The following is a 26,291-nucleotide window of genomic DNA, read 5'->3' as shown; positions in this document are numbered from 1 at the left end:
GGGGCGGCAGGAGCGAGGCTACTGCGGGACATTCTTCCGGCGGGGTGTCGAGTGTGGAGCGTCACTAGTCTACTTGTCTGAGGAGTCGGGGATTTTCTGACCCGTTCGGGTGGGTTACGGTGTTTCGAGTGCCGTATTCTGCCCGGTCCGGGTGAGGATCGGCCACATGCGTGCCAGGAAAATGGCCGTCGTCGGCGGAGCGATCGCCGCGGCGGTGTGTGCGGTGGCGTTCGTGGCCGGTCCGGGCGCGAGCGCCGCTCCGCTGCCAGGGGGATTGGGCCCGTGCGTCGGCGACGCCTGCCCGGAGAAGTACCCGCCGGTCAACAACGGGCCGTTCGCGGGACGGGACAACGGCATCAACGTCTTCGCCGGCGGCGATTTCCTCGTGCGCGAAGGCGCGGCCGAGGCCGAGGGCCGGGTCGTCGTGCTCGGCGGGTTCGACATGGCGAAGCGGGCCGGGGCGTCCGCGGTCTACAACGTCGGCATCGCGGGCGTCGGCTCGCGCGTGCCCCCGCCGGACGGCACCGATTTCCTCACCACCGGCAAGAACGTCACCGTCGCGCCGAACCAGCGGCTCCTCGCGGACGGCGGCGTCGTGCGCTACGGCGGCACCGTCACCGGGACCGTGACCGGCACGCTGAAACAGGACCCGAACGCGGCCGACCCGTACAAACAGCTCCGGCCGCAGCTGCAGGAAGCCAGCACCTGCTACAGCAAGTCCGCGGCGACTGGGACGGCGAAGAACGAGGGCTACCGCACGCTGTTCACCGGCGACGGGAAGTCCGCGCTGCAGGTGTTCACCGTCGACTTCGACCTCACCAACCGCGGCGGCAGCATGCAGGGCCTGGAATTCGCCGGCATCCCGGCGGGCGCGACGGTCCTGGTGAACCTCGTCGGCGGCAACCGGGTGATCAACACCTACACCGGCGACCTCGCCGACCAGGACCCGATCAACCACCTGCGCGAGAAGCTGCTGTGGAACTTCCCGGACGCGTCGAAGGTGAAGATCGCCGGGCAGGCGCAGTTCCAGGGCAGCGTGCTGGTCGGCAACCCGGCCAGCGACACGACGGTCACCGCGTCGGGCACCAACGGCCGGTTCTTCACCGCGGGCAACCTGCTGCACACGTCGGAGGGCGCGGCGGGCGGGCAGGAGTTCCACGCTTATCCGTTCACTGGCGATCTGCCGGACTGCAATGCTCCGACTACTAGTTCGACGGCGCCGACGAGTGCGACGTCGACTAGCTCCAGCACCACGACGTCGAGCACGGAGCCGACGAGCTCGACTTCTTCCACGACGACTGAGCCGACGAGCAGCACGTCGTCCAGCACTACGTCGTCCAGCACGACTTCGTCGAGTGCCACCTCGACTAGCTCCACCACGACCTCGACCAGCCCATCGGAGACGTCGTCCTCGACCAGCCCATCGGAGACGTCGTCCTCGACCGTGCCGACGTCGTCCAGCGCGACGTCCTCGAGCTCGCAGCCGACGTCCTCGTCCGGCAGCACGAGCCCGACGACGTCCAGTTCGTCGTCGGAAGCCCCGGCCCCGATCACGACCACGAGCGACAACTCCGGCGGCGTGGCCCCGGGAACCGGCCCGTCCGACCACGGCCCGCTCGCGTCGACCGGCGCGGACATCCGCGGCTACCTGATCGGAGGCGGAGCGCTGCTGCTCATCGGCGGCGCACTGGTGGCGGCAGTGGCGGTGCGCCGCAAGCGCTCCTGACGAACGCCGTGAAGGGCTCCTTGAGGGAATCTGAGTCCCGCAAGGAGCCCTTCACGGACAGTCAGCCCGGGCGGCCGCGCGGTTCGTGAGGGAACTCCGGCGGCAGCCGTGGAGCGGGAGAAATCCCCGCCGTAGGAAGGTCCGTGAGGGGTCCCCTGAGGGAATCAGATTCCCTCAGGGGACCCCTGACGGAATTTGGCGTGGTGCGTTCCGAGGCGGGGCGTTCGGCGGCGGAGGCGAGTCGTGTCTGGCCTTCGGCGGTGGGTGTTCAGCGGTGGGGAGTTCCGCGGCGGGCGTTCGGCGATGGGGAGTTGCGTGACTGGCGGCCAGCGGCGGGGAGCTGTGTGGCGGGTGCTCAGCGGTGGGGAGTTCCGTGGCTGGCAGCCAGCGGCGGGGAGTCGCGCGGCGAGTGGTCAGCGGTGGAGAGTTCCGTACTGGCGGCCAGCGGCAGGAAACTCCGTAACAGGGGAGCGGGGCTAGCGAGCAGCGGGCGTGCGTGAAGCGCGGTACTCAGCAGCCCGCGCCTCGTAAGCGCGGAGTTCTTCCTCCCGATCCGGAACGTCCTGCGCGCCATCCTCCGGCTGGTCGGCGAAGAAGCCGCGCAGTGCGGCGTTCGCGGAGGCGGCGAGGTGACCGGTCCGGGCGAACATCGCGGTCTCGTAGCGGGTCAACGCGGCTTCGACATCCGGCTCCTCGTGCAGTGCGTGCGCCAATTCCGCACCGTCGAGCAATGCCAGGTTCGCGCCGTGCCCGCCGAACGGGGCCATTGCGTGTGCGGCGTCGCCGATTACGGTGATGCCGGGGACCCGTTTCCAGGTCAGGGGAGCGGGCAGCGCGGTGAACGCGCGTGCCACGTAATCGCCGTCGTTGTCGGTCAGCAGGGGGAGCACCTTCGAGCCCCAGCCGCGGAATTCGCGGAGCAGGAACTCGCGGACCGAGGTGCGGTCAGTCAGGTCGACGCCTTCCCTTGCGGCCCAGTCCTCTTCGGCGCGGAAAGCCACGTAGCCGCGGATCACCCCGTTGCTGTTGCGCTGCACGATCACCGCGCGGCCAGCTCCGTCGGCAGTGAACAGTTGTCCGTTGCCTACCAAGGCTGCGATTTCCGGGTGCCGGGTTTCGACGTCGTCGAATCGGACGTCCAAAAAGGACACTCCGAGGTATTCCGGGCTCGCGTCGGTGAGTCGGCGGCGCACCTTTGACCAGGTGCCGTCCGCGCCGACTACGACGTCGGCGTCCACTGTGGAGCCGTTGGCGAAGTGCAAGCGGTGGACGCCGTTTTCGGTGGTCAGGTCGGTGAGTTTGTGTCCCCAGTGGACGGTTCCGGGCGCGAGCCGCTCGTACAGCATCGTGCGGAGCTGGCCGCGGTCGATTTCCGGGGCGGCGGTGTCGTCGTCGGCGGGGGTGAACTGCTTCAGCAGGGTTCCGTGGTGGTCGCGTCTGGTCATGGCTTGGCCTTCGACGCGGGCCAGTTCGTGGAAGGCCGGCAGCAGCCCGGCGTCTTCCAGGGCGATCTGGCCGCTGTCGGCGTGCAGGTCGAGCGTGCCGCCGGGATCTCGTGAGTCCACGGCGGCGTCGGCGTCGTACACGGTCGCGGCGATGCCGTGGCCGTGCAGGACGTGCGCGGCGAGCAGTCCCCCCGGGCCGCCGCCGACGATGGCGATGCGCGGTGTCTCGTTCATGGTCTTCCCCTCTCGTGCCGGTGTGGTCTGGCATCGACCATAGGTGCAACCATGCAAAAAGTGCAACCGTACAACTTAGTGAGTCATTGCACCTTGAAGTGTCGCTGCTAAACCGGCTAGCAGGATGCCGAGTGCGTAGCCGAAGTCGTCCTCGATCGTGCTTCCGGCTGCCTGCCGTTCCCGCAATCCCGCGGCCATCAGCGGAAACGGGATGCTTTCGAGGGTCGCCTCCAGATCGTCCGGCCAGGTCTGATCCTCGACGGCGCGGCCGAGGATGAAGTGCACGTACACCCCGGCGCAGCGGGTCGCGTCGGCGAGCGGGAACCCGGCGCGGTGCAGCACGTCGACGGCTTGCTCGGCGAAATCACCCAGCGAGCGGGCGGTCCGGAGGTCTGCGCCGAGTGCGATGCGTGCGCCGTCTCGATGGTCGAGGAGGGCGGCGTGCAGGGCGGTTCCGGCTCGTTCCAGCCAGGACAGCCACGGGGTGTCGCGCGGCGGGAGGTCGTCCAGGGCTGGGGCGACGAGGGCGTCGGCGAGGTGGTCGAGCAGGGCCCGTTTGCTGCTGAAGTGCCAGTACAACGCGGGTGCTTTGACGCCGAGTTCGGTGGCGAGGCGGCGGACGGTCAGCTTGTCGAGGCCGTCGGCGTCGACCAAGGCGAGTGCGGTCCGGACCGCGGCGGGGATCTCGATCGGCACGGCGGTTGCCTCCTTAACTAGTTCAGGGCAGTCTAGTCTTTAACAAGTTAAGGAGAGTCATGGAAGCAGACGCAGTGGTCGTCGGAGCGGGTCCGGTCGGGTTGTTCCTCGCCGCTGAACTCCGGCTCGGCGGGATCCGGCCGCTGGTGCTCGAGCAGCTTGCGCAGCCCGCGACGGAACGGAAGGCACGCGGCATCGGCGTGCTCGCGACGGAGGCGTTGACCCGGCGCGGTCTCGGACCGCAGCTGGCCGTGGCGCACGATGAGGGAATGCGCGACTTCGCCCGTGATCACGGCAGTTCGCTCGGCCACTTCGCGAACATCCACAAGCTCCTGCCGGACGAGGACCGCCCGCGCACGCACATCTGGCAGCCGGAGTTGGAGCGCCTGCTTGCTGGACACGCGGACGCACTCGGCGTCCGGGTGCGGCGGGCGCATCGGGTCACGGAAATCGAGTCTGATGTGGACGGTGTGGCGGCAATTGTCGAGACCCCGCAAGGAGAACGGCGGATCACCGCGGCTTACCTGGTGGGGTGCGACGGTGGCCGGGGGAAGGTCCGAAGTCTCGCCGGGTTCGGGTTCCCAGGTACGCCGCCATTGCTGCGGACAATCGCGGGCCAAGTCCGGTTCGCCGGGCAGGTGCCGCCCGCCGGACGCTACCCGGGCGGGACTTTCCTGCACGGCGGCAGCATGGCTGGCGTCACCGAGTTCGCCCGCGACGGCGAGCCCGACGGTCCGGTCACTCCGGCGGAATTGGCGGCGGCCATCCGGCGGGTGACCGGCGAGAACGTCGTCGTGGCGGAGGTGCGCGATTCCCGTCGGTTCGCTGACCAAGCACGCCAGGCCGACGACTACCGGCGCGGCCGGGTGCTGCTCGCGGGCGACGCCGCCCACGTGCACTCGCCGAGCGGCGGGCAAGGGCTCAACCTCGGGCTGCTGGACGCGGTGAACCTCGGCTGGAAACTGGCTGCGGTCGTGCGCGGGGAAATGCCGGAAACGTTGCTGGACAGCTACTTTCGCGAACGCGGCCCGGTCGGTGCGGCGGTATTGCGCAATACGCGGGCGCAGTCGGCGTTGCTCGCGCCGGGGCTGCACGTCGACGCGCTGCGCGAGATTGTCGCCGAGTTGATGGATCTGCCGCAGGCGAACCGGTACTTCTCGGATCTGCTGTCCGGCATGGCGGAGCGGTATGAATTCCCTTATCCCGCTGAAGAACCAGTCGGGCTGCACAGTCCGGATCGGTCCCTTGTGGACGATGACGGACGGAACACCCGGCTGTCGGAGCACACTCGCGCTGGACGCGGTGTCTTAGTGCTCGATCCGGGAAGCCGCGATCTCGCTGCGTTGGCAACAGAACGGGTCGAGGTGGTGCCGGTGACGAATTCCGAGTCGTTTCTGCTGCGGCCGGACGGAGTTATCGCGTGGACTGGGGGTGAAGCCGAGTTGAAAGTCGCGCTGGACACCTGGTTCGGCTAGGCGTTCGCGCGGCTTCGCCACAGCAGCCAGCCGAAGTACGGTGCCCCGATCAGCGCGGTCACCAAGCCCGCCGCGATCTGGGTCGGGGCGAGGACGGTGCGTCCCAACGTATCCGCGACGCACACGAGCACCGCTCCCAGCGCAGCCGCCACCGGCAGCGAGCGCGAGTGGCGGGAACCCACCAATGCGCGCGCGGCGTGCGGGGCCACGAGCCCGACGAATCCCAGCGCGCCGACCGCGCACGCAGCGGCGGCGGTGAGCACCGCGGCGAGTGCGGCGAAGGCGAGGCGGGACCGGTCCAGCGGGACGCCGAGCACCCGCGGCACGTCCTCGTCCAGCGAGACCAGATCGAGCGTCCGCGCGCTGGACAAGGCGATCGGCAGGGCGATGACCAGGCACAACAGCACCGGCAGGACCTGGCTGAACTCCCGGCCGTAGGTCGAGCCGGCGAGCCAGGTGAGCGCCAGATGCGCGTTCCACGGCGAGGTCAGCACCACGACGAGCGTCGTAATCGCCTGCGCGCCCGCGTTGACGCCGATGCCGACCAGCACCAGCCGGTCCGAGGACAGTCCGCGGCCGGTCGAACCGCGGCCGGTGGCGAGCCAGTGCACAAGGGCGAACGTCGCGAACGCGGCGACGGTCGCGGCGGCCATCATCGGCCAGATTCCGATGCCGGGAACCAGAAGCACGACGCTGATCGCGCCGACGCTCGCACCCGGCGTCACGCCGAGCAGGCTCGGCTCGGCCAGCGGGTTGCGGCAGATCGCCTGCACCAGTGCACCCGCGACGGCCAACGCCGCGCCGCCGAGCAGCGCGGCGAGCAGCCGCGGCCAGCGAAGGTCGAGCGCGAACGAAACCTCGGTGCCGGACACGCCGCGCAGCCAGTTCAGGACGTCGCCGAGCAGCACGATCCGGTCGCCCAGCAGGAGCGCGGCGATCACCGCGGCGACGAGCGCGATCGCGAGCACGACACCGGTTCCGGCCACCCAGCGGCGCGACCGGACGGTGCCGTGCGTGCCGCGCGCGGACGGTGTTCCGGACGGCTGTCGTCGTGCCAGCCAGACCAGCACGGTTGCGCCCGCCAGGGTCGTCACGACGCCGGTCGGCACCGAAACCGCTTTGTCCGCCGGGACGAGCGCGCGCAGCAGAACGTCGGCGGCCACGACGACCAGCGCACCGGTCAGCCCGGAGAGCGGCAGCAGCAACGGATGTTTGCCGAGCCCGGGCACCCGGCTGGCCAGCAACCGCGCGATCACCGGCGCGCACAGGCCGACGAATCCGATCGGCCCGGCGACGGTCACTGCGACCGCCGAGAGCAGCACCGCCACGACGACGGCGTAAGTGCGCGTGCGGCGGACGTCGATGCCCAGCACGCGCGCGTGGTCGTCGCCGAGACCGAGGACGTCGAGCCGGTGCGCGAGCAGAAGGGTAGCGAGGACGCCGACCGCGATCACCGGTGCGGCAAGGGAAACCTGGTTCAGTCCGGATTGGACAGTCGTGCCGCTGCCCCAGCCGTACAGGCCCGCGGTCCGCTCCTGGAACAACATCAGCAGCACCGACGTGAGCGCGGTCAGCGCCAGCGCGATCGCGGACCCGGCGAGCACGAGCCGGGCCGCTCCGCCGCTGCTGCTGCGCGCGACGAGCAGCACCAGTCCGGCCGCCGCGAGACCGCCGACGAAGGCGACGATTCCGTTGACGTAGAAGGGAAGCGAGATCCCGAACGCCGCGACACCGACCACCGAGACGTACGCGCCGGCGTTGACCGCGAGCGTGTCCGGAGAGGTGAGCGGGTTCCGTGCCACCGACTGCAGCACACAGCCCGCGAACCCGAGCGCCAGCCCCACGAGCAGCGCCGCGGCCAGCCGGGGCAGCCGGCTGGCCACGAGCACCGCCACCGCCTGGCTGCGCGCGTCGTCGTCCGTGCCCGGGAAAACGGCGCGCAGGAGTTCGCCGAGCCCGACGTGCGACGTGCCTTGCAGCAGGTGCACGGCGGAGAGGACGAGCAGCGCGACGAGCCCGGTCAGGAAGACGGCGGACGCGGTGCCCCGTGCGGCGCGCGGCCGGGCTGGTGCGGGGGCTGGTGCGGTCATCATCGGATCAGCGCGTCAGAGCGCCGGTGAGCGCGTCCACGTAGGCGATCGCGGACTTCGGGCCGCCGAACATCCAGATGCCGTCCGGGATCCGGTGCAGCTTCGCGCCCTTGACGAACGGCAGCTGCTTCCAGACGGCGTTGCCCGCGAGGTCCTGGGTGAAGACGTCGGATTCGGCGGCGTTGGCGGCGTAGACGAAGGATGTGGCCGGATCGGTGATCTTGGTCAGTCCTTCGACGTCGGTGGGGGCGAGGCCGTAGACCTTGTCGCCGTCGCCGGTCCACTGGTTGGCGGCGCCGAGCTGGCCGGCGATGCTGCCGAGGAACGAGCCCTTCGTGTACATCCGGACGGTGACCGTGCCCGAGGTCGAGTAGCCGTCGGCCATGACGAACTTGGCCCCGGACTTGCCCGCGTCCGCCAGCTTCTTCTTGCCCTCGGCGACCTTCGTGTCGAATTCGGCGAGCAGCTTGCGGCCCTGCTCCTGCGTTCCGGTCGCCTCCGACAGCGTGGTCACGGTCTTGCGCAGGTAGCCGATCGGGTCGGCCGAATCGGAGCCGCGCAGGGTCAGCACCTTCGTCTGCTTCGAGAGCTGCGCGATGACGTTGTCCGGCAGGTCGGTGGTGGTGACCACGAGATCCGGGTGCAGCGCGGCGATCGCGTCGAGGCTCGGCTCGCCGCGGGTGCCGACGTCCGGAGTGGACGCGGCGAGCGGCATGACCTTGTCGTAAGTGTTGTAGCCCTTGACGTCCGCCGCGCCGATCGGCTTCACGCCCAGCGCCAGCAGGTTCTCGGTGAGGCCCCATTCCAGCGACACGATCTTCGCGGCCGGCGCGGGCAGGTCGACCTTGCCGCGCTCGTCGGTCAGGTGGACCGGGCCGGAGGGTTTCGCGGAGGCAGCCGCTCCCTGGTCCGCGGGCGTTTCGGTGGTGCCGCACGCGGCGAGCGCGAAGGCCGCGAGCGCTGCCGCCGCGGTCGTCAGGACCGTCCTTCGGGCAGGACGAGAGAACACACTGGACACGGGGTTTTCCTTTGAACTAGGGGACAGGTCAAGCTGAGCGGACCGGCCGCGGCCGGGAGGTGTGCCGTCCGACCGGGCGCGTGCGGACGTGCCCCTCGTCGTCGACGTGGACGTCGATGCGCAGGCCGTAGACGTCGCTGAGCAGGCCGGCGGTCAGCACGTCGGCCGGGCGGCCGGTCGCGCGGACGGCCCCGCGGCACAGCAGCACCACCTCGTCGGCGACGGCGGCGGCCTGGTCGAGGTCGTGCAGCACGACGCCGACCGCGACGCCGTGCTCGTCGGCGAGATCGCGGACGAGGTCCAGCGTTTCGATCTGGTAGCGCAGGTCGAGGAAGGTGGTCGGCTCGTCGAGCAGGACGACGCCGGTGTCCTGGGCGAAACAGGTCGCCAGCCAGACGCGCTGGAGCTCGCCGCCGGACAGTTCGTCCACCGGGCGCTCGGCCATTCCGTCGACGCCGGTGTGCCGCATCGCGCGCTCGACCAGTTCCGGTCCCTCGGGATCGCCGGAGCCGAAGCGGCCGCGGTAAGGATGGCGGCCGTAGGACACGACGTCGCGCACGCGCACGCCGCCGGGCGTGGGGCGCGACTGGGTCAGCAGCGTGACGTGCCGGGCGAACTCCTTGGGGGACAAGGCGAGCGCGTCTTGCCCGGCCAGCGTGACGTCGCCCGCGGTCAGCGGATGCAGCCGGGCGAGCGAGCGCAGCAGCGTCGACTTGCCGGACCCGTTGGGGCCGACGAGGACGGTGACCGCGCCCGCGCGCAGGACGATCTCGGCGTCCTGGACCACCGGTTTCGCGCCGTAGCCGAGAGCGAGCCCGGTGCCGGCGAGCGCCGGTGCTTCCGGCCAGGAGTGACTCATGAAGGTTAGCCTAACCTGATCGAGGGATAATCCGAAAGCGGACATCGCGGCGGTGTCGGACGTCACGGGCGTTTGTACCGGGCGGGCCCGCCAGGATGTGAAACGCCTTTGCCGCGTGCCGTTGCCGCTCTAGCTTCTGATCGGGTCAGAGGTTTTCGGATTTCCGGGTGACGAGGGGAGCCGGTGCGTGGCCACGGGCGAACTCGCGACGACGACGCTGCCGGTCGGGGCGGGCTGGCTCGGGTCCCGCATCGGCGAGCGCACGGCGCGGGGTGTGGCCGGGACGGTGTCCGGCCTGATCCGCGACGGGGAGGTGCCGCCGGGCACGCGGCTGCCCACCGTGCGGGCGCTGGCCGCGGAGCTTTCGGTCAGTCCCACGACGATCGCCGAAGCGTGGTCGCAGCTGCGCGCGGCCGGGCTGATCGGCACGGGACGGCGGCGCGGCACGATCGTGCTGGAACCGCCGTCGAGCCCGCCGCCGGAACGCGCGTTTTCCGGCTGGCAGACCGTCGACCTGGAACACGGCCTCCCGGATCCCGGACTGCTGCCGCCGCTGGAGGACGCCGTCGCGGCGGGTGTCCACACGGAACGGTTCGGCGGTCCGGTGAAGAACTCGATCACGCCGCAATTGCGTGCCGCGGTGAAGCCGACGTGGCCGTTCGCCGCCGAATCGTGGACCGTCGCGGCCGGCGGGCAGGACGGGATGTTGCTGGCCTGCCAGGCAGTCGCGCGGCCGGGCGACGTGATCGCGCTGGAGGCGCCGACGACGCCGTGGCTGCGCGAATTGCTGCGCCGGTCGCGGATCCACGTGGTGCCGGTACGGTGCGACGAGGACGGGCCGATGCCGTCTTCCTTGGCCGCGGCGTTGGAACATCGGCCGGTCGCGTTCGTCTATCAGCCGCGTGCGCAGTCGCCGCTCGGGCATTCGGTTCCGGCCGACCGGCTCGCGGAACTAGCGGCGGTACTGTCCGAAGAGGACATCGCGGTGATCGAGGACGACGATTTCGGGCCGTTGGCTTCGGCTCCTTCGGTGAGCCTCGGCGCGTCTTTGCCTGGCCGGGTGTTGCTGGTGCGTTCGTATTGCACCGCGTTCGGGCTCGAGCTGCGCAGTTGCGTGATCGGCGGTTCGGCGGTGCTGGTGGAACGGGTGCGACAGCAGCGCGGACCGGGGTCGGTGTGGTCGAGCCGCATTCTTCAGGACGCGCAGGCGTTTCTGCTGACCGACCCCGGCAGTGCGGAATTGCTGAACCGGGCTCGGAATCGGTACGCGCATCGGCGGGCGGCTTTGACGGAAGCGTTGCGGGAGCACGGGATTTCGGTGCGCGCGCGGGACGGGTTGACGTTGTGGGTGCCGGTTCCGGAGGAGTCGCGGACGTTGATGACGTTGGCGGCCAATGGGGTTTCCGCCGGGTCGGGGACGCGGGCGGGGAATCCGGGGACGCCGCACATCCGGGTGGCGACTGGGCAGCTGCCGGATGATCCGGCTTTGGTGGCGGATCTGGCGCGGATGATCGCGCGGGCTGCTCGGCGGTAGCGCGCGGCGATGCCGGTTCTCACCGGCACAAACACTCACGACCTCCGGAGCAAGTGCCGGTCCAGGAACGGATTGCGGAACTTCCCGGCCGGGTCCAGTTCGGACGCCAGATCCCGGAACTGCCGCACCCCGTGGTGGTCCAGATCCAAAGCCGCACCGTGGAACAGCTTTCCCCAATGGGCGCGAACACCGAAGGGCGCGAGTTTCTCCTCGATCAGCGGCAGCACCGCTTCCACCTCCGGCTGCCGTTGCTCCCAGGTGAAATGCACCGCCACCCGGTCTCCGTCGTACGCCGGGCTCAGCCAGTGTTCGTCGCCGGCGACGGTGCGGATTTCCGACACCACGAGCAGCGGCGCGATCCGGTCGCCGAGGCTGCGCAACGCCTCGAACGCCGCGGTCGCGTGCGCACGCGGCACGAAGTACTCGCTCTGCAATTCCGCTCCGACGCTCGGCGCGAATTCCAGGCGGAAATGCGGCAGCCGGTCGTACCACGGTCCGGGAACTCCGCCTTGCACAGTGGTGTTTTCCGCCGAAATGCCCGCTGCGTGCGCGGGGTGGCGCGGGCCGTCGGCGGGAAGTGCGCCGAACAGCGTCTCGGGGATCTCCGCCGGGACGCGGTTCTTGAGCAGGACCTGGTCGATCACGTCGCGCGCCCAGTTGGTGAACAGGCTGACGCTGTAGCCCGCGGCCTGGATTTCGTCGAAATGCTGCAGGGCGGCGGACCAGGGGAGGGCGTCGAAAACGTCTTGGCGCACCGAGAAAGTCGGCTCCAGGTCGAGGGTGAGCCGGGTGAGGACGCCGAGCGCGCCGACGTTCACCACTACTCCGGGGAACTCGGCGTCGGCGCGCGAGAACGTGCGGAGCGAGCCATCTGCGGTGAGGAGTTCGACCGCGGACACTGCCGAAGCCAGTCCGCGAAGCCGCTGTCCGGAGCCGTGGGTGCCGGTCGCGACGCTGCCGGCGACGGTGATGTGGGGGAGTGACGCCAGATTGGATAGCGCGTACCCGGCTTCGTGCACCTGCGCAACGACGTCGCCGTAGCGGGTCGCGCCGCCGATGGTGAGCTTCGCGTCGTTGATTTCCGGGGCAATGTTGACGGCGGAGAGGTCGAGTTGGCGGCCGTCCGGGCTGTCGGCGACCGCGTTGAAGCTGTGCCGGCTGCCGAGGGCCTTGATCCGGGCCGAGCCGGCGACGAGCTCTTGCGCTTCGGACAGCGTGCGCGGGGCGACGACCTCGCGTGCGCGGTAGGTGAGATTGCCAGCCCAGTTTTCGATCACGAGGGCCGAGCCTAATCGGCTCCGGCACGGCAGACTGGGGACAGGCCGACCGAGGAGACCCCGCATGCATTCCGCTGGACTCGTCCTGCACCCGCGCCGCGATGCGAAAGCCGCGGTCGACGCGGTGTTGGATTGGGCCGCCGGGCGCGGGATCGAGATCCTCGGCATCGACGACGAGATCGCCAGGGTCGACTGTTCGGCAACCGCCGTCCAGTCCGCTGAACTGGGCAAACGGTCGGATCTGGTGGTCAGCCTCGGCGGCGACGGCACCATGCTGCGCGCGATGCGGCTCGCCGACGGGCAGCACGCGCCGGTGCTCGGCGTCAACCTCGGGAAGCTCGGCTTCCTCGCCGAGGTCGACGTGCCGGACCTGCCGCTCGCGCTGTCCGCGATCGACCGCGAGGAGTTCACCGTCGAGCCGCGGCTGGCGGTGGACGCGCGGTTCGGCGGCCGGATCGAGACCGCGTTCAACGACGTCGCGGTGGTGCGCGTGCCCGGCGACGGGAGCGCGGTGGTCGCGGTGCTGGTGAACGGCGAGCAGTTCGTGAGCTACGCCGCGGACGCGGTCGTGGTCGCGACGCCGACCGGCTCCACCGCGTACAGCTTCTCCGCCGGAGGGCCGATCACAAGCCCGGCGGTGGAAGCACTGCTGGTCACGCCCGCCGCGCCGCATTCGGCGTACAGCCGCGGCGTGGTGCTGTCGGTGCAGGACACCGTGACGCTGGAGGTGCTGCCGTCGAGCGGGCGGCTCGCGGTGGAGGTCGACGGCCAGGTGGCGGGGTACGTCGGGCCCGGCGAAACGATCGACCTGCACGCCCGGCCGAACGCGGCCCGCGTCGTGCGGCTCGGCATGACGACCTTCTACCAGCGCGCCCGGCGCAAGCTGCGGCTCACCGATTCGGCGGAGATTCCGCTGTCCTGAGCAGGGCGCGCGTTCGTCTGGTAATCGCGCGCTGACCTGCGGTGATCCTGCTCCGGCTGTGCCCGCTGTCACTTGTCGGTGACATTGCCGTGTCCTGTTCGTAATGTCGTGGCGGCTTTGCGACCCGAACGAGGAGATGGTGGTGCGAGGTGTCCGGTAGACATCGGGACGGATCGAAGTCGTGGCGGCTGCCTGCCGCGGCGGGCGCGCTGGCTGTCGGCGCACTGGCGGTGCCGGTGTGGCTGGCCGCTGGCTCGGTCGAACCGGAGCAGTTCCCGGCCGCGGCCGCGGAGATGCACGCGTTCAGCGCGCCACGGCCCTCGAGCAGTGTTCCGTCGACCACTTCGACGCCGCCCGCGACGTCTTCCAGCGCTGCCCCGACGACGACGTCGTCCTCGTCTTCGCCGACCAGTAAAACGACTTCTCGTACTTCGGTGACTCCGGCGGCGAAAGCGTGTTCGTCCACATTGGCCGGAACGCAGCCCTCGGTGGCCCAGGCGGGTAATTTCCTCAAGGAAAAGTTTTCGGTGGAGACGGTCGGCGGCCGGGCCGGACGGTCGGGCGCGAGCGACCATCCCGCCGGTCTCGCGCTGGACTTCATGGTCGACACGAAGACCGGAAACGCTTTGGCCGCTTACGTTCTCGCGCATCAGGACGAGCTCGGCGCGAAGTACGTGATCTGGCAGCAGCGCTACAACGACGGCAGCGGCTGGTCGGCGATGGAGGACCGCGGCGGCGAGACCGCGAACCACTTCGACCACGTCCACGTTTCGTTCGAGCGCGGCGCGAAGGTTTCGGTCACCTGCTGACACCCGACTTTCGGAGGTGGGCCGGATTCGTCCCGAAGAGCACACTGTGCGCTGCCGAGTGGTCACCGTCCGCACGGGGTGGCCTTCCTTCGCTGCGTGAGGAGCTCCGATGGCGGGCAGGTTCTCGATCCGGCTCACCCTCAGCGTCGTCGGAGTGCTGGTCGCACTCGGCGGCACCACGACCGCCGCAACCGCCGCCGCGCCGGACGATCCGGTCTCGTGGCGCGTCCCCGCTACGCCCGCCGAGGCGGCTTCCTTGGCCCGCGCCGGGTTCGACGTCGCCGGGACCAGTCCTGGTGTGGCCTATGTGCTCGGGAACCAGTCGGTGGCCGGGCAATTGCGGAATCGTGGCTACTCGCCGGAATTCTTCGACACTGTCTACAAAGGAGTGACCACGCGCGCCGCCGGCGACACGTTCTACGGCGGCTATCGCACTGTCGCGGCGCAGGAAGCGCACCTGGCGAAAGTCGCGGCGGCGCATCCGGATCTGGCGACCGAGTACACGATCGGCCAGTCGTGGCGGAAGACCCAGGGCAAGGGCGGCCACGACATCAAGGCGATCTGCCTGACCAAGAAAAAGGACGGCGACTGCACGCTGTCCACGACATCGCCGAAGCCGAAATTCGCGCTGATGGCGCAGATCCACGCCCGGGAGATCTCGACTGGCGAACTCGCCTGGCGCTGGATCGACTACCTCGCCGACGGATACGGCAGCGATGCCACCGCGACGTCCATTTTGGACACCACCGAGGTGTGGGTGGTCCCGATCTCGAACCCGGACGGCGTCGACATCGTCGCCTCCGGCGGGAATTCGCCGAAACTGCAGCGGAAGAACGCGAACACCAGCCGGGGGAATTGCAGCGGCACGAACATCGGGATCGACCTGAACCGCAACTCGACCTTCCGCTGGGGCGCGGACTCGGACTCGCCGTGCGCCGAGACGTACCAAGGGGTGAGTGCCGGATCGGAACCTGAGGTCCAGGCGCTGGAGAAGCTTTTCCGCTCGATTTACCCGGAACAGCGCGGCAGCGGCGACAACGACCCGGCTCCGGACACCGCGCGCGGCACGATGATCACGTTGCACAGCTACGGGAACGACATCATCGTCCCGTGGGGCTTCACTTCCGACCCCGCGCCGAACGACGCCGCGCTGCGCAAGCTCGGCGCGAAGTTCAGCGATTCGAACGGGTATCTGGTGGGGACCAACACGGAAACTGTGGGCTACTCGACCAGCGGCACGACGGATGACTTCACCTATGGCGCGCTGGGAGTCGCCAGCTACACGTTCGAGGTCGGCGGCCAGAGCGGGAGCTGCGGCGGGTTCTTGCCGCGGTATTCGTGCGTGGACAGCACATTCTGGCCGAAGAACAAGGGCGCACTGATCACGGCGGCCCAATCGGCGGCGGCTCCTTATCAGCAGTGAGGCGCGACGGGGCCAGGCGCGTGTCGTCTGGCCCCCTCCGCGTCGCCGGTAGCGTATCCGCGTGGATTACCGGCAGTGGTGCGAAGACATGCGCCAAGCGATCGAACGTTACATGTCCCGCATGCAGGCCATCTTCCGCAGGATCCAGCTTGAGCCGGACACGGTGACGGAAGAGGTCGATGAGGCCGCGCTGCGGAAAGCCGCGGAGTTCGGCCTGCCGCCGTCGCTGCTCGAGCTGTACGCGTCCATCCGGGAAGCCAGCTTCGCGAATCTGCACAACGCCTACTTCATTCACTCCCTCGCCTGGGTGCTGGACAGCCTGCATCGCCCAGACATTCCCGCCTGGGCGCCCGAGGCCACTGACGAGCGGCTCGCCGTCTTCGCCTCGGACGGCGGCGGACGCACGTTCGCGGTCGGATACCGCAGCGGAACGGTGTTCCGGCTTCCCGTCGGCGGCGTGGTGGACCAGGTCTACGACGGCTCGATCGACTCCATCGGGCCGGGCGAGATCGCGAAGGACATCCCTGATTTCCTGGCCCGCCTTCTGCAGATCGCCCGGGCCTTCGGCGACGAGCCGGACGAGGACGACGAAGACGAGGAACTTCCCGTCATGTGACGGCTCGTTACCTTCAGTTAACTCGTCAGGCGACCTATCTCACCCCGCCGCTTAGGCAAACGTCACCATCCCGGGGCTTCCATATGTACGTACATCCCGTACAGTAGTTCTGCAACAGAACTAACTAAGCGGGAGGCGGCAGTGACGATCGGCCTGGAGCGGGCTCGGCCGGCGGCGGTGCGGGACCATCCGAACGCCGGGTGGTTCGCCGTCGGCGCGGTGTGTTTCGGCGCGTTCATGGGGCAGCTCGACGCCAGCATCGTCACGCTCACCTTTCCCGCGCTGCAGCACGAGTACGGGGCTCCGCTGGCGGCCGTCCAGTGGGTGTCGCTGGCGTATCTGCTGGCTTTGGTGGGGTTGCTGGCCGCGGTCGGGCGGGTGGCAGACGCGGTCGGGCGGAAGCTCACTTACGTGCAGGGGTTCGGCGTCTTCACTGTCGCGTCGGTGGCGTGCGGGCTCGCGCCGACGCTCGGCTGGCTGGTCGCGTTCCGGGTCGTGCAGGCGATCGGGGCGGCGATGTTGCAGGCCAACAGCGTCGCGCTGGTGGTGCGCAGCGTCCGCGAGGACCGGGCGCGCGCCGCGCTCGGGGTGCAGGCGGCGGCGCAGGCGCTGGGGCTCGCGCTCGGGCCCGCGGTGGGCGGGCTGCTGGTCGACACTGTCGGCTGGCGGTGGGTTTTCCTGGTCAACGCGCCGGTCGGGCTGGCCGGGCTGATCGCCGGGCGCTACCTGCTGCCGCGCACTCGCGAGCGGACGCCGCTGGGCCGGTTCGACGGGGCGGGTGTCGGACTGCTCGCGACCGCGTCGACGGCGTTGCTGCTGGTGATTTCCGGGGTGTCCGGGCTGGACATGCCGGGGTGGCTGCTCATCGCGCTGGCCGCGGCGACGGTCTGCGCGGCGATCGGGTTCGTGCTGCGGGAAAAGGCGGCGAGCAGCCCGATCCTGCAACTGTCGGTGCTGCGGCCGCCGGTGGTTTCGCTGGGACTGGCCGGGGCGCTGTGCGGCTACCTCGTGTTGTTCGGGCCGCTGACGTTGCTGCCGCAGGTCCTCGGCACGGCGGGCGGAACCGGTGCGGTGCTGACCTGTCTTCCCGCCGGGTTCGCGGTGGCTGCGGTGCTGGCCGACCGGGTCCTCCCGGCGCGGCTCGGTTCCCGCGGACGCACCGTGCTGGGCGCGCTCGTCGCGGCGGCTGGCTGCGCGGCGCTGGGGCCGGCGTCCGCTCCTTGGGAGGTGGGCGTGTCGCTGGTGGTGGCCGGGCTCGGTCTGGGAGTGTTCATTCCGGCCAACAACTCGGCTGTCATGAGCGCGATCCCGGCGCGGATGTCGGCCACCGGAGGAGGACTGGTGAACATGGCGCGCGGACTGGGGACGGCGCTCGGCGTGGCACTCGTGACGCTGTGCCTGCACACCGGCGGCGAAACGGCCGCGCTCGCGGTGCTGGCCGGAGCGGGCGTCCTCGCCGCCGCGACCGGACTGGCGGCCCGCCCGGAGCAGGCCCGGTGACCGCGCCCGAACCCGCCCTCGCCGACGTCGTCGCCCGCCTCCGCCGCGCCATGCGGCGGGCCGCGCGTACTGCCGATCCGGACAACACGCTGTCGGTCGCGCAGCTGGAATTGCTGTCCTGCCTGTTCGAGAACCCCGGTGCGCGGCCGAGCCGGATCGCGCAATTGCTGAAGCTCGCGCCGAATTCGGTGACGACGATGGTCACCGGGCTGCGTTCGCGGGACCTGGTCACCCGCACCAGCGGCGGGGACGACCGGCGGACGGTGGCGCTCGAACTCACCGACACGGGGCGCGCCGCGGTCGAGCGGTGGCAGGGGCACAACGCCGCGATCTTGGCCGCGGCGCTGGACGGGGTGCATCCGGCGTGGCGGCATTTGATCGCGGCCGCGGTGCCTGCGCTGAATGAGCTGGTGGGGGCGATCGACGCGTTGGCTGAGTCGGGCCAGTCGCACTGAGGCTTTCCGGGGCGGACGGAGTTCGGTCCGGTGCGCTGAACCGGAGGGGTTTCTGCCGCTGCCGCCTGGTTGGCAGGCAGGCGGCGATCCCCGTGGGGCGGGCGGGGCGGTGCCATTCCGCTGCGTTGGCGAGCCAGCGGCGGTCGATCGCGCTGACTTGGCGAGGTTTCTGCCGCGGCCTAGTTGGGCTTTGCTTGGCAGGGCAGTCGGCGATCCCGTGGGGCGGGGCGGCGGCATTCGGCCGCGTTAACGAGCGAGCGGCGGTCGATCGCGCTGAACCGGGCGAGGCTCAGCCAATCCAACGGCAGCCCAGCACCGCAATCCCGGACAGCGACATCCGACCGCGATCGCAACCCGGCCCTACAGCGCAGGCGGCCCCGCCTCCACCCGGCGCAGCACCGGTTCCAGCTTGTCCTCCTCCACGCTCCCGAACGGCAGGCTTTCCTCCCACCACGTGACCCCAGCCTCGGCGAAGGGCTCGACCACCCCGCGCGCCTTGGCCGGGTCGGCGGGGCTCGTTCCGCCGAAGACCACGTCGAACCTGGCGTCGGTCTCCCGCTGGCTCCGGAGGTAGGCGATCAGGTCCCGCACCTCCGCCAGTTCCGGCAGACCCGTCGGGCCGGCGGATTCGAAGATCGGCACCACCCCGTCCCAGCGGGCCGCGCGGCGCATCGGGCGGCGGTTGGGCCACCGGCCCGCCACCCAGACCGGCGGGCGCGGGCGTTGCACCGGCGTCGGCAGCAGCGTGATGTCGCGGGCGGTGAAGTGCTTGCCGGAGAACGTCACCGGTTCGCCGGTCCAGAAGCGGGCGATCAGGTCGACGCCCTCGTCCAGCTTCTCGGCGATCACCTTCGGGTCGGCGGATTCGCCGAAGTCGGCGTACTCCGCGTCGAGCGGCGCACCCAGCCCGACGCCGAACACCACCCGGCCGCCGGACAGCTGGTCCAAAGTGGACACCTGACGGGCGAGCTGCTGCGGGCGGCGCCGCGCGACCGGCGTGACCATGGGGCCGAGCCGGACCCGGCTGGTGGCCAGGGCCGCGGCGGCGAGCAGGATCCATGGATCGTCGAAGGGGCGGCCGGGACGTTTGTCCAGTACCACGTGGTCCCAGACGAACAGGCCGTCCCAGCCCGCCTCTTCCGCCGCCGCGGCGACCTTGGCCACTGCGCGAGGATCGGCGAAATCGCCGAAGTTGGGGATGCAGATCGAAAACCGCATGATCACCACCCTGCCCAGCTCCGGCGAAGCCGTCAATCAGATTTGCCCGCCACGAACGTCTGGCGCACCCGGGCCCGCAGCAGGGCGTCCGGTGCTTCGGCGAACGGATCGACGTCCAGCACAACGAAATCCGCAGCCAAGCCCGGCGCGAGCTGTCCGGTCAGACCCTCCCATCGGCACGCGTACGCGGCATCGCGGGTGCCGTGCGCGAGGGCTTCCGCCAGGGGCAGGGCATATTCCGGCAGGTTGGGCTCCAGATCGGGGTTCAGCGCGGACCGGCGGGTCGTCGCGACGTACATGTTCGGGAGCGGCGGATGAGGCGCGGTCGGGGCGTCGGAGCCGAACGCGAGGACGGCGCCGGCGGCGGTCATTTCCGGCCACGGGTAGCCGCGCTGTACGCGGTCGTCGCCCAGCATCGCGCGCCAGTTGTCCTGGATCGCCGGGTCCGCGTGCACCGGCTGCATCGACGCGACAGCACCGAGTTTCGCCAGGCGCTTGACGTTTTCCGGGGCCACGGTCTCCAGATGTTCGAGGCGATGCCGCCGGTCGCGCGGGCCGTTGACCTCGATCGCGTGCTCCAGCGCGGACAGTGCGATGTCCGACGCTTCGTCGCCGATCGCGTGCATCGCGACCTGCAACCCGGCTGCGTCCGCCGCCGCGACGACCGGGGCCAGTGCTTCCAACGGCCACAACGGGCCGGGGTGGCTGCCGTCCGCGAAGGGCTTTTTCATCGCCGCGGTACAAGTGTCGATGACTCCGTCGACCATCACCTTGATCCCGGCCACCCGCAGCCACGGCCCGGACAACCGCGCGCTCAACTCCGCCGCGCGCTCGACCTGGCGGAGGTCGTCCTCGGTGTTCCCTGTGCGCTCGATCAGCCAGTGGCCGGCAACGCGCAGGGGAAGCCGACCGCCGTCGAGAGCTCGTTCCAGCGCGGCGAGCTCGCCCTCGGAGAGCGCCATGTCGACAGCGGTCGTGACGCCGTCCGCGAGGTAGTGCCTGAACGCCGATGCCAGTGCGCGGTCGCGGTCGGCGTCGCTGGTCTGCTCGTCGAGGAAGTGCCGCATCAGTTGCAGCGCAGCGGTTTCGTAGAGCATGCCGTCCGGTTCGCCGGACGCGTCGCGCCCGATGCGGCCGTCGAGCGGGTCGGGCGTGTCGCGGTCGATGCCCAGCTCGCGCAGCGCGGCGCTGTTCACCCACGCGGAGTGGACGTCGTTGGCGGCGAGGTAGACCGGACGGTCCGGGACCACCGCGTCGATCAGGTTCCGGTGTGGCGCTTGCTCGCCGAGCGCGTCGAAAAGCCAGCTGCGGCCGAGGATCCGGGGTGCGGCCGGATCGTCCGCGGCGGCGCGGGCGAGCCGGTGCTGGATGTCCTCGGGCGAAGTGGCGGAGAACAGATCTACTTGCTCCAGCGCTTCGCCCATCATGACCAGATGGGTGTGCGCGTCGACGAAACCGGGGAGCACGAAGGCCCCGCCCAGGTCGACCACCCGCGCTTCGATCCGGTCAGCTTCGGCGGTGCTGCCTACGTATTCGATGGTTTCGCCGCGGACGACCATGGATTCCGCCCAGCCGGACGCGCTCGCGGTGAAGATCCGGCCGCCGCGGTAGTGCACTGCCGTCATCGGGCCACCACCGTCTCCGCCGCGACGAACGGATGCCAATCGGTCACCGTGTTCGGGTTGCCCGCGTGCACGCGCACGGTTTGAGTGGCCGGTTCGATCAGGACGGTGGCCAGGGTCGCCCACCGGTCACCGAATGCGGCGTCCGCGTCCGGGACGCAGCACAACTTCGGTTCGCCGGGTTCGGAACGGAGGAAGGCGACGAGGTCGACCGCATGCGCGGGCGTCGGGTAATCCTGCAACCGAGCGGTCATCATGGCGTGCCTCAGCTGGGAATCCGGTTCGAAGAGTCCGCGTTTCTCGCGGGCGGCGGCGTCGGGGTCGAGAAAGTGGTTGGTGTGCACCAGGAAACCTGCTCCGGGGTCGAGGGCGGTTACTCCGGCCGGGCTCAGCTCGGCGCAGACTGCCGTGCCGGGATCGAGCAGCGTGAAGGCTCCGGACGTGCGGATCGGGGCTGTTCGCAGCAGGTCGAGAGCTTCGGCGGTGCTGCCTGCTTCGCCGAGGACGGCCGTGGCCAGCACGTGGACCGGGATTCCCGCGGCGGAGTCGTCCTGGTGGCCCAGAATGTTGAAGAACAGCCCGAGTCCGGCGCTGTTGACGCCGATCTTGCCGAGGATGCCGTGTTCGGTGATTCCGGCGAAGGCGTACCGCGTGCCGCGCACTTCCTGCGTGTGCCAGCATTCCGCGAGCTCGATGTGCCAGTCCCAGGTTTGAATGCCGTACGGGGCGCCGGAATCCGGAAGGCGCACGAGGGTTGAGCACTCCGGCTGGGTGCTCGGTGCGGCGGCGATGATCTCGGTGCGCCCGTTTAGGGCGGCGGCCTGCCACAGTTCGATCCCGGCACCCGCGGCGATGCCCGCGATCTCGTCGGTGTAGCGGCTCCGCCAGGCGGCGACGTTGTCCAGCAGCCGGAGCGCGTCGGTGCGGATTTGCTGTTCGGTGCGGCCGAGGGTGGCGAACCAGCGCAGATACAGCTCCAGCGCATCGGTCAGGCCCTCGCGCAGCTGGGCGCCGCGGGAAACTCCGCGGGCGTGCGGGTCCGGGTCGTTGACGAGCAGGTGCATCGCTTTCCTTGCGGTCGAGGTCAGGCGGTGGCGCGGGGGCGGCCGGCGAGCAGGTAGACGCCGGCAGCGATCAGCATTCCCGCTGGCAGCGAGAAGTCAATGCCGCCGGCCGCGCTCGCGAGGAACCCGGTGTACATCCCGGGAACGGCCAGGCAGGACGCCGAAGCCGTCGCACCGAGGACGAGCGCGGCGATTCCCGCCCAGTGCACGCCGCCGACGTACCAGAACGGGCCGCCGCGGCGTTCGTCGGCGAGGGCGTGGCCGTCGTAGCGGTTGCGGCGCAGCAGAAGGTCGGTCACGTAGATCGCCATCATCGGGCCGAGCACGACGACCATCAGCTGCATCATGTCGTTGACTGCCTTGAGGAAATCCGACACGAGCAAGGCGTATAGGGTCAGCAGCACGCCGGCGGTGCCGTCCAGCAGAACGCTGCGGGAGCGGCGCAGGCGGACGCCGATCGCCTGCAGCGCGAGGCCGGAGCTGTACACGGTCATCGCGTTGTTGGCGATCGCGCCGAGGATCACCGCGATCAGGAAGATCGGCGTGAACCACGGCGGCAGCACGGATTCCAGCGCGGCTTGCGGATCGCTCATGTCCAAAGTGGTCGCGGCGAACGCGCCGAGCGCGGTGAACACGATGCTCGGCAGGAACGCTCCGGCGGCGGTCCAGGCGGCGACGGCGAACGGTTTGGTGTCGCGGGGGAGATACCGCGCGAAGTCCGCACTGTTGTTGTAGGACAAGGAAGCTGACGCCACCAACGCAACACCGCCGGCCAGCGCCGCCCACAGCGCGACTCCGTGCAGCGGCGTCGGGGGCTGGTAGCTCCACGCGGTGTGCCGGATCAGGAATCCGCCCAGTACCAGGAAAACCGCGGTCGTCACGATCGCCAGCGGCAGGTAGAGGCGCACGATCACGGAGTGGCCGTAGACGCTGATCACGAGCGTCGCGGCGGCGATCGCGACGATCACGAGGACTTTGCCCAGGGTGTTCAGCTCGATGCCGAGCCGCGCGCACAGGCTGAACGCGGTCACTGACGCGGCGGACCAGCTCAACGCCACGTAGCAGACCGACACGAGCCAGCCGTTCAGGCCGATCACGAAGCGGTTGCCGCGGGTGCCGAACATCGCCCGCATGATGACCTCGCTCGGCGCGCCCGCCGCCGGGCCGCTGACCGAGACCAGCCCGACCAGCACCCAGCACAGGTTGCCCACGACGATCACCGCGAGCGCCTGCAGCAGGCTCAATCCGCTGAGCACCAGCGCGCCGCCGACGACCAGGCTGAGGTAGCTGACGTTGGGCGCGGCCCACACCCCGAACAGGTCACGGGCGCGGCCGTGCCGTTCGTCGTCGCCGATGACGTCGATGCCGTGGGCCTCCACCCGCGGGCCGCGCCCGGACCGGGGCGGGGGCGGGGCGGACGTGCCGGGCGACACGGGCGGGGTGGCGGGAGCGGTCATGGCGAACCTCCGGACCGGGGAATCGACTCGGGCCACGGTAAGGACCCAAATCGATTTGGGCAATGCTCTCCGCGAACCCCGTTCCAAAACGATTTGGGCGAGGTTAGGCTGCTGCGTCATGGCCGGGAAAAGAACGCGGGCGACCATCAAGGACGTCGCCCGCCGCGCCGGGGTCTCGCCGACGACGGTGTCGCATGCCTTCAGCGGGAACGGGACGGTCGCGGCCGAGACCGCGGAGCGGGTGCGGGAGGCGGCGCGCGAGCTGGGCTACCGGCCGGACACGGTCGCGCGCGGGCTGCGGTCCAGCAGGCTCGGGGTGCTCGGGCTCGTGGTGCGACCGCTCGACCCGTCGGATACCGCGTTCCTGGAGGGCGTCGACTACTTCCTGCGGTTCGCCGGATCGGCCGCGCTGGCCGCGGTGGAACGCGGGTACGGCCTGATGCTGGTGCCGGACCCGACGCGCGCCGACGCGCCCGCGGTCGGGCTCGCCTGCGACGGGTTCCTGATCACCGAACCGGTCGAGAACGATCCGCTGATCACCATGCTGGACCGCGAATGCGTGCCGTTCCTCGGCGTCGGGCGGGACCCGGCGCGGCCCGCGTCGCCGGACTACCTCGACCTCGGCACCGGGCGGATCGTCGCCGAGGTGCTCGACCACCTGGCCGCGGCGGGCGGGACGCGGGTCGCGGCGGTGCTGGGCACCGACCGCAACGAATGGAACCTGGACGCCGAAAAGGCTTACCTGGACTGGGTTCGCGCTCGCGGGCAGCAGCCGTTGGCGGTGCGTCGCGCGGAGGTCGCGGGGGAGGCGGGCGGCCGCGAGGCGGGCGAGGAACTGTTCGCGCTGGCTTCGCCGCCGGACGCGGTGTACTGCCAGACCGGTCGGCACGCCGCCGGGGTGCGGGCCGCCGCGCTGGCGCGGGGCTTGGCGGTGCCGGGCGACGTGCGCATCGCCTGCGGCGCGGATTCCGATTCCGAGCACACCCGGTCGGGCGTCCCGCCGATCACCGCGGTCGATCTGCGGCCGGTGCAACTGGCCCGGACCGCGGTCGCGGTGCTCGCCGATCGGGTCGAAGGGATCGAGCCGCCGGTCCCCGGGCCGGCGGAGTACGAGCTGATCGTGCGCGGGTCGACCCGGGGATAGGCGGTTGTCCGGCTAGGCGTGCGGGACCGCTCCGACGCGCGAATCCCGCGGCCGCAGCGCCGAAAGCGCTCCGCTGAGCGCGAGCCGGCCGGGGCCGGTGAACGCGATCAGCAGCAGCGCCCAGCAGAACATCGCGGCCGCTTCGCCGCCGTTCTCGATGGGGAAAATGCCTTGCGGCAGATGGACGGAGAAGTAGGCGTACGCCATCGACCCCGATCCGATCAGCGCCGCGACGCGGGTGGCGGCGCCGAGCAGGACGAGGCCGCCCGCGACGAGCTGGATGAGCGCGGCCCACCAGCCCGGCCAGGAGCCGACCTGCGCCGCGCTGTGCGCGCCGAGCACTCCGAACAGCGATTTCACGCCGTGGCAGGCGAAGAGGAACCCGACGACGATGCGGAACAAACCGAGCGCGTAATCCTGTGCCGCGTCCAGCCGGTGCATGATGCCTCCACATAGGACGACTCGGGCGGACGGCGGCGACGTCCGTTCGGACACCAGTACCGGTCCGCAGAGTGGTCCAGACCTTTCCTGGACCGGTGTCAAGGTATACCGGTGACCGGAGTCTCTCCGATACCTGCGAAAGTCAGGTTCCGCCCGATCCGCGGTGTGTGGTAACGGCTGGTGAAGGGGGCGGCGTCCGGTTCGGGGAAGCGGCGGGTCCGTTGGGGGGAACGGCGTTTCCGGCGTCTGCTGGCGGGGAGTGCGCCGGATGCCCAGCGGCGGGCGGGGCCCGAGAAACCAAGTCCGGACTTGGTTTTTCGGCGCTGTGTCAACGGTTCACAGTGCGACCACGATCTTGCCGTGAACGTGCCGTCCGGCCTGCATCGTCACCGCCTCGCGGATCTGCTCGACCGGAAAGGACGCCGCGATCGGCACGGTGAGCTCGCCACTGCGGATCGCGGCGGTAATTCGTTCGAGGGCACCGGATTCCGCATCGAACGCACCCGTCGCGCGCACGCCCGGCAGGGCGGGACCGTCGGCGACAGTGGAGATCCGTTCAGGAGTCACGCCGAGTTCGAGCGCGGTCTCGGCCGTTTCCCTGCCGAACAGGTCGGTCGCCGCGGTGATCCCTTCGGGGGCCAAGGCGCGCACCCGATCCGCGAGGCCGGGGCCGTATGCCACGGGTTCGGCGCCGAGTTCGCGCAGGAAGCCGAACGTGCGCTCGGAAGCAGTGCCGAGCACCCGGGCACCGGCCAGTTTCGCCAGTTGCACGGCGAAGATGCCGACGCCGCCCGCCGCCCCGCCGATCAGGACGGTGTCCCCTGTGTGGAGCCCGATCGCGGCGAGCGCGGCGGAGGCCGTCAGACCGGCCACCGGAAGCGTGCTCGCCACCTCGTCGCTGATGCCCTCCGGGGTGCGCCACAGAGTCGTGGCGGGAGTCTTGACCAGGACGAAATCGGCGACGGATCGCCCGATCGCGCCCCCGAACACCCGGTCGCCCACGGCGAAACCGGAGGCTCCGGCTCCTGTTTCGTCCACCACTCCGGCGAAATCGCTGCCGAACCCGGCGGGCAGGGCGATGCCGAACCGCGCGGCCATTTCCGGCCGGGCGGCGATCTGCCAGTCCATCGGATTCAGCCCGGCGGACGTGACGCGGACGCGGACCTCGTCCGGGCCGGCGTGCGGTTCGGGCACCTCCTCCAGGTCGAGGACGTCGAGTCCGCCGAATCGGCGGTAACGGACGGCTTTGCTCATCGGGGGTTCTCC

General features: G+C 70.3%; 22 protein-coding genes. 10 read left to right on the top strand and 12 right to left on the bottom strand.

The genetic code is table 11. The features are described from left to right. The first annotated feature begins 166 nt into the window (after positions 1-166). On the top strand, positions 167-1,726 hold the full coding sequence (locus DMP23_RS01040; protein WP_337819851.1) for a choice-of-anchor A family protein: 1,560 nt from the start codon (positions 167-169) through the stop codon (positions 1,724-1,726). Positions 1,727-2,202: 476 nt separating this feature from the next. On the opposite strand, the gene DMP23_RS01035 is transcribed toward DMP23_RS01040, so the two are convergent. Both DMP23_RS01035 and DMP23_RS01030 read right to left on the bottom strand, forming a co-directional pair. Beyond that, on the bottom strand, positions 2,203-3,405 hold the full coding sequence (locus tag DMP23_RS01035) for an FAD-dependent oxidoreductase (RefSeq protein WP_337819850.1): 1,203 nt from the start codon (positions 3,403-3,405) through the stop codon (positions 2,203-2,205). A gap of 75 nt (positions 3,406-3,480) precedes the next feature. Continuing rightward, positions 3,481-4,101: a TetR/AcrR family transcriptional regulator C-terminal domain-containing protein gene (locus tag DMP23_RS01030; RefSeq protein WP_337819849.1), complete on the bottom strand. Its 621-nt coding sequence runs from the start codon at positions 4,099-4,101 to the stop codon at positions 3,481-3,483. Positions 4,102-4,160: 59 nt separating this feature from the next. Here DMP23_RS01030 and DMP23_RS01025 point away from each other — a divergent pair, with 59 nt between their 5' ends. Beyond that, a complete protein-coding gene (locus DMP23_RS01025) occupies positions 4,161-5,576 on the top strand; it encodes an FAD-dependent monooxygenase (protein ID WP_337819848.1) in 1,416 nt (471 codons plus the stop codon). Here DMP23_RS01025 and DMP23_RS01020 read toward each other — a convergent pair. The 3 genes from DMP23_RS01020 to DMP23_RS01010 are packed head-to-tail and all read right to left on the bottom strand — an operon-like array spanning position 5,573 to position 9,543. Further along, entirely contained in the window at positions 5,573-7,666 is a 2,094-nt protein-coding gene (locus DMP23_RS01020; protein WP_337819847.1) for an iron ABC transporter permease, read from the bottom strand. The genes DMP23_RS01025 and DMP23_RS01020 overlap by 4 nt on opposite strands. 7 nt (positions 7,667-7,673) lie before the next feature. After that, positions 7,674-8,684 (bottom strand): iron-siderophore ABC transporter substrate-binding protein, encoded by a 1,011-nt coding sequence (locus tag DMP23_RS01015; RefSeq protein WP_337819846.1) that lies wholly within the window; start codon positions 8,682-8,684, stop codon positions 7,674-7,676. A gap of 28 nt (positions 8,685-8,712) precedes the next feature. Then, a complete protein-coding gene (locus tag DMP23_RS01010) occupies positions 8,713-9,543 on the bottom strand; it encodes an ABC transporter ATP-binding protein (protein ID WP_043833455.1) in 831 nt (276 codons plus the stop codon). A 187-nt stretch (positions 9,544-9,730) separates the two neighbouring features. On the opposite strand from DMP23_RS01010, the gene DMP23_RS01005 reads away from it, so the two are divergent. After that, positions 9,731-11,077 (top strand): PLP-dependent aminotransferase family protein, encoded by a 1,347-nt coding sequence (locus DMP23_RS01005; protein ID WP_337819845.1) that lies wholly within the window; start codon positions 9,731-9,733, stop codon positions 11,075-11,077. Between the two features lie 35 nt (positions 11,078-11,112). Here DMP23_RS01005 and DMP23_RS01000 read toward each other — a convergent pair whose 3' ends face one another. Continuing rightward, entirely contained in the window at positions 11,113-12,354 is a 1,242-nt protein-coding gene (locus DMP23_RS01000) for an FAD-binding protein (RefSeq protein WP_337819844.1), read from the bottom strand. A 64-nt stretch (positions 12,355-12,418) separates the two neighbouring features. Here DMP23_RS01000 and DMP23_RS00995 point away from each other — a divergent pair, with 64 nt between their 5' ends. From DMP23_RS00995 to DMP23_RS00970, 6 genes are all read left to right on the top strand, one after another. Then, on the top strand, positions 12,419-13,276 hold the full coding sequence (locus DMP23_RS00995) for an NAD(+)/NADH kinase (RefSeq protein WP_337819843.1): 858 nt from the start codon (positions 12,419-12,421) through the stop codon (positions 13,274-13,276). Positions 13,277-13,425: 149 nt separating this feature from the next. Continuing rightward, positions 13,426-14,085, top strand: coding sequence for a hypothetical protein (locus DMP23_RS00990; RefSeq protein WP_337819842.1), 660 nt, complete (start codon positions 13,426-13,428; stop codon positions 14,083-14,085). Between the two features lie 109 nt (positions 14,086-14,194). Next, positions 14,195-15,508, top strand: coding sequence for a M14 family zinc carboxypeptidase (locus DMP23_RS00985; protein ID WP_337819841.1), 1,314 nt, complete (start codon positions 14,195-14,197; stop codon positions 15,506-15,508). A gap of 61 nt (positions 15,509-15,569) precedes the next feature. Then, entirely contained in the window at positions 15,570-16,124 is a 555-nt protein-coding gene (locus DMP23_RS00980; protein ID WP_337819840.1) for a hypothetical protein, read from the top strand. A gap of 141 nt (positions 16,125-16,265) precedes the next feature. Then, a complete protein-coding gene (locus DMP23_RS00975) occupies positions 16,266-17,624 on the top strand; it encodes an MFS transporter (RefSeq protein WP_037819468.1) in 1,359 nt (452 codons plus the stop codon). Next, positions 17,621-18,079 carry a MarR family winged helix-turn-helix transcriptional regulator gene (locus DMP23_RS00970; RefSeq protein ID WP_037819471.1) on the top strand — a complete coding sequence of 153 codons (459 nt, stop codon included), beginning with the start codon at positions 17,621-17,623 and terminating at the stop codon, positions 18,077-18,079. The genes DMP23_RS00975 and DMP23_RS00970 overlap by 4 nt, the downstream gene beginning before the upstream one ends. 360 nt (positions 18,080-18,439) lie before the next feature. Here DMP23_RS00970 and DMP23_RS00965 read toward each other — a convergent pair whose 3' ends face one another. Genes DMP23_RS00965 through DMP23_RS00950 form a run of 4 tightly spaced genes read right to left on the bottom strand, consistent with a single transcriptional unit; the run spans position 18,440 to position 23,440 of the window. After that, positions 18,440-19,297 (bottom strand): LLM class flavin-dependent oxidoreductase, encoded by an 858-nt coding sequence (locus DMP23_RS00965; protein WP_337819839.1) that lies wholly within the window; start codon positions 19,295-19,297, stop codon positions 18,440-18,442. 32 nt (positions 19,298-19,329) lie between these two features. Continuing rightward, entirely contained in the window at positions 19,330-20,922 is a 1,593-nt protein-coding gene (locus tag DMP23_RS00960) for an amidohydrolase (protein WP_337819838.1), read from the bottom strand. After that, complete coding sequence (locus DMP23_RS00955; RefSeq protein WP_337819837.1) at positions 20,919-21,983, bottom strand: C45 family peptidase; 1,065 nt, start codon at positions 21,981-21,983, stop codon at positions 20,919-20,921. The genes DMP23_RS00960 and DMP23_RS00955 overlap by 4 nt, the downstream gene beginning before the upstream one ends. 20 nt (positions 21,984-22,003) lie before the next feature. Continuing rightward, positions 22,004-23,440 carry a purine-cytosine permease family protein gene (locus DMP23_RS00950; RefSeq protein ID WP_337819836.1) on the bottom strand — a complete coding sequence of 479 codons (1,437 nt, stop codon included), beginning with the start codon at positions 23,438-23,440 and terminating at the stop codon, positions 22,004-22,006. Between the two features lie 118 nt (positions 23,441-23,558). Here DMP23_RS00950 and DMP23_RS00945 point away from each other — a divergent pair, with 118 nt between their 5' ends. After that, positions 23,559-24,584: a LacI family DNA-binding transcriptional regulator gene (locus tag DMP23_RS00945; protein ID WP_238607150.1), complete on the top strand. Its 1,026-nt coding sequence runs from the start codon at positions 23,559-23,561 to the stop codon at positions 24,582-24,584. A 12-nt stretch (positions 24,585-24,596) separates the two neighbouring features. Here DMP23_RS00945 and DMP23_RS00940 read toward each other — a convergent pair whose 3' ends face one another. Further along, positions 24,597-25,025, bottom strand: a complete 429-nt coding sequence (locus tag DMP23_RS00940) for a DoxX family protein (RefSeq protein WP_037819481.1) — start codon at positions 25,023-25,025, stop codon at positions 24,597-24,599. Positions 25,026-25,361: 336 nt separating this feature from the next. Beyond that, the gene (locus tag DMP23_RS00935) at positions 25,362-26,279 is read right to left on the bottom strand and encodes an NADP-dependent oxidoreductase (RefSeq protein WP_337819835.1); all 918 of its coding nucleotides are present in this window, start codon (positions 26,277-26,279) and stop codon (positions 25,362-25,364) included. Positions 26,280-26,291 lie beyond the last annotated feature (12 nt).

Source organism: Amycolatopsis sp. A1MSW2902 (assembly GCF_017312175.1).
Lineage (GTDB): Bacteria > Actinomycetota > Actinomycetes > Mycobacteriales > Pseudonocardiaceae > Amycolatopsis > Amycolatopsis nivea.
This window is presented reverse-complemented; position numbering and strand designations above follow the sequence as displayed.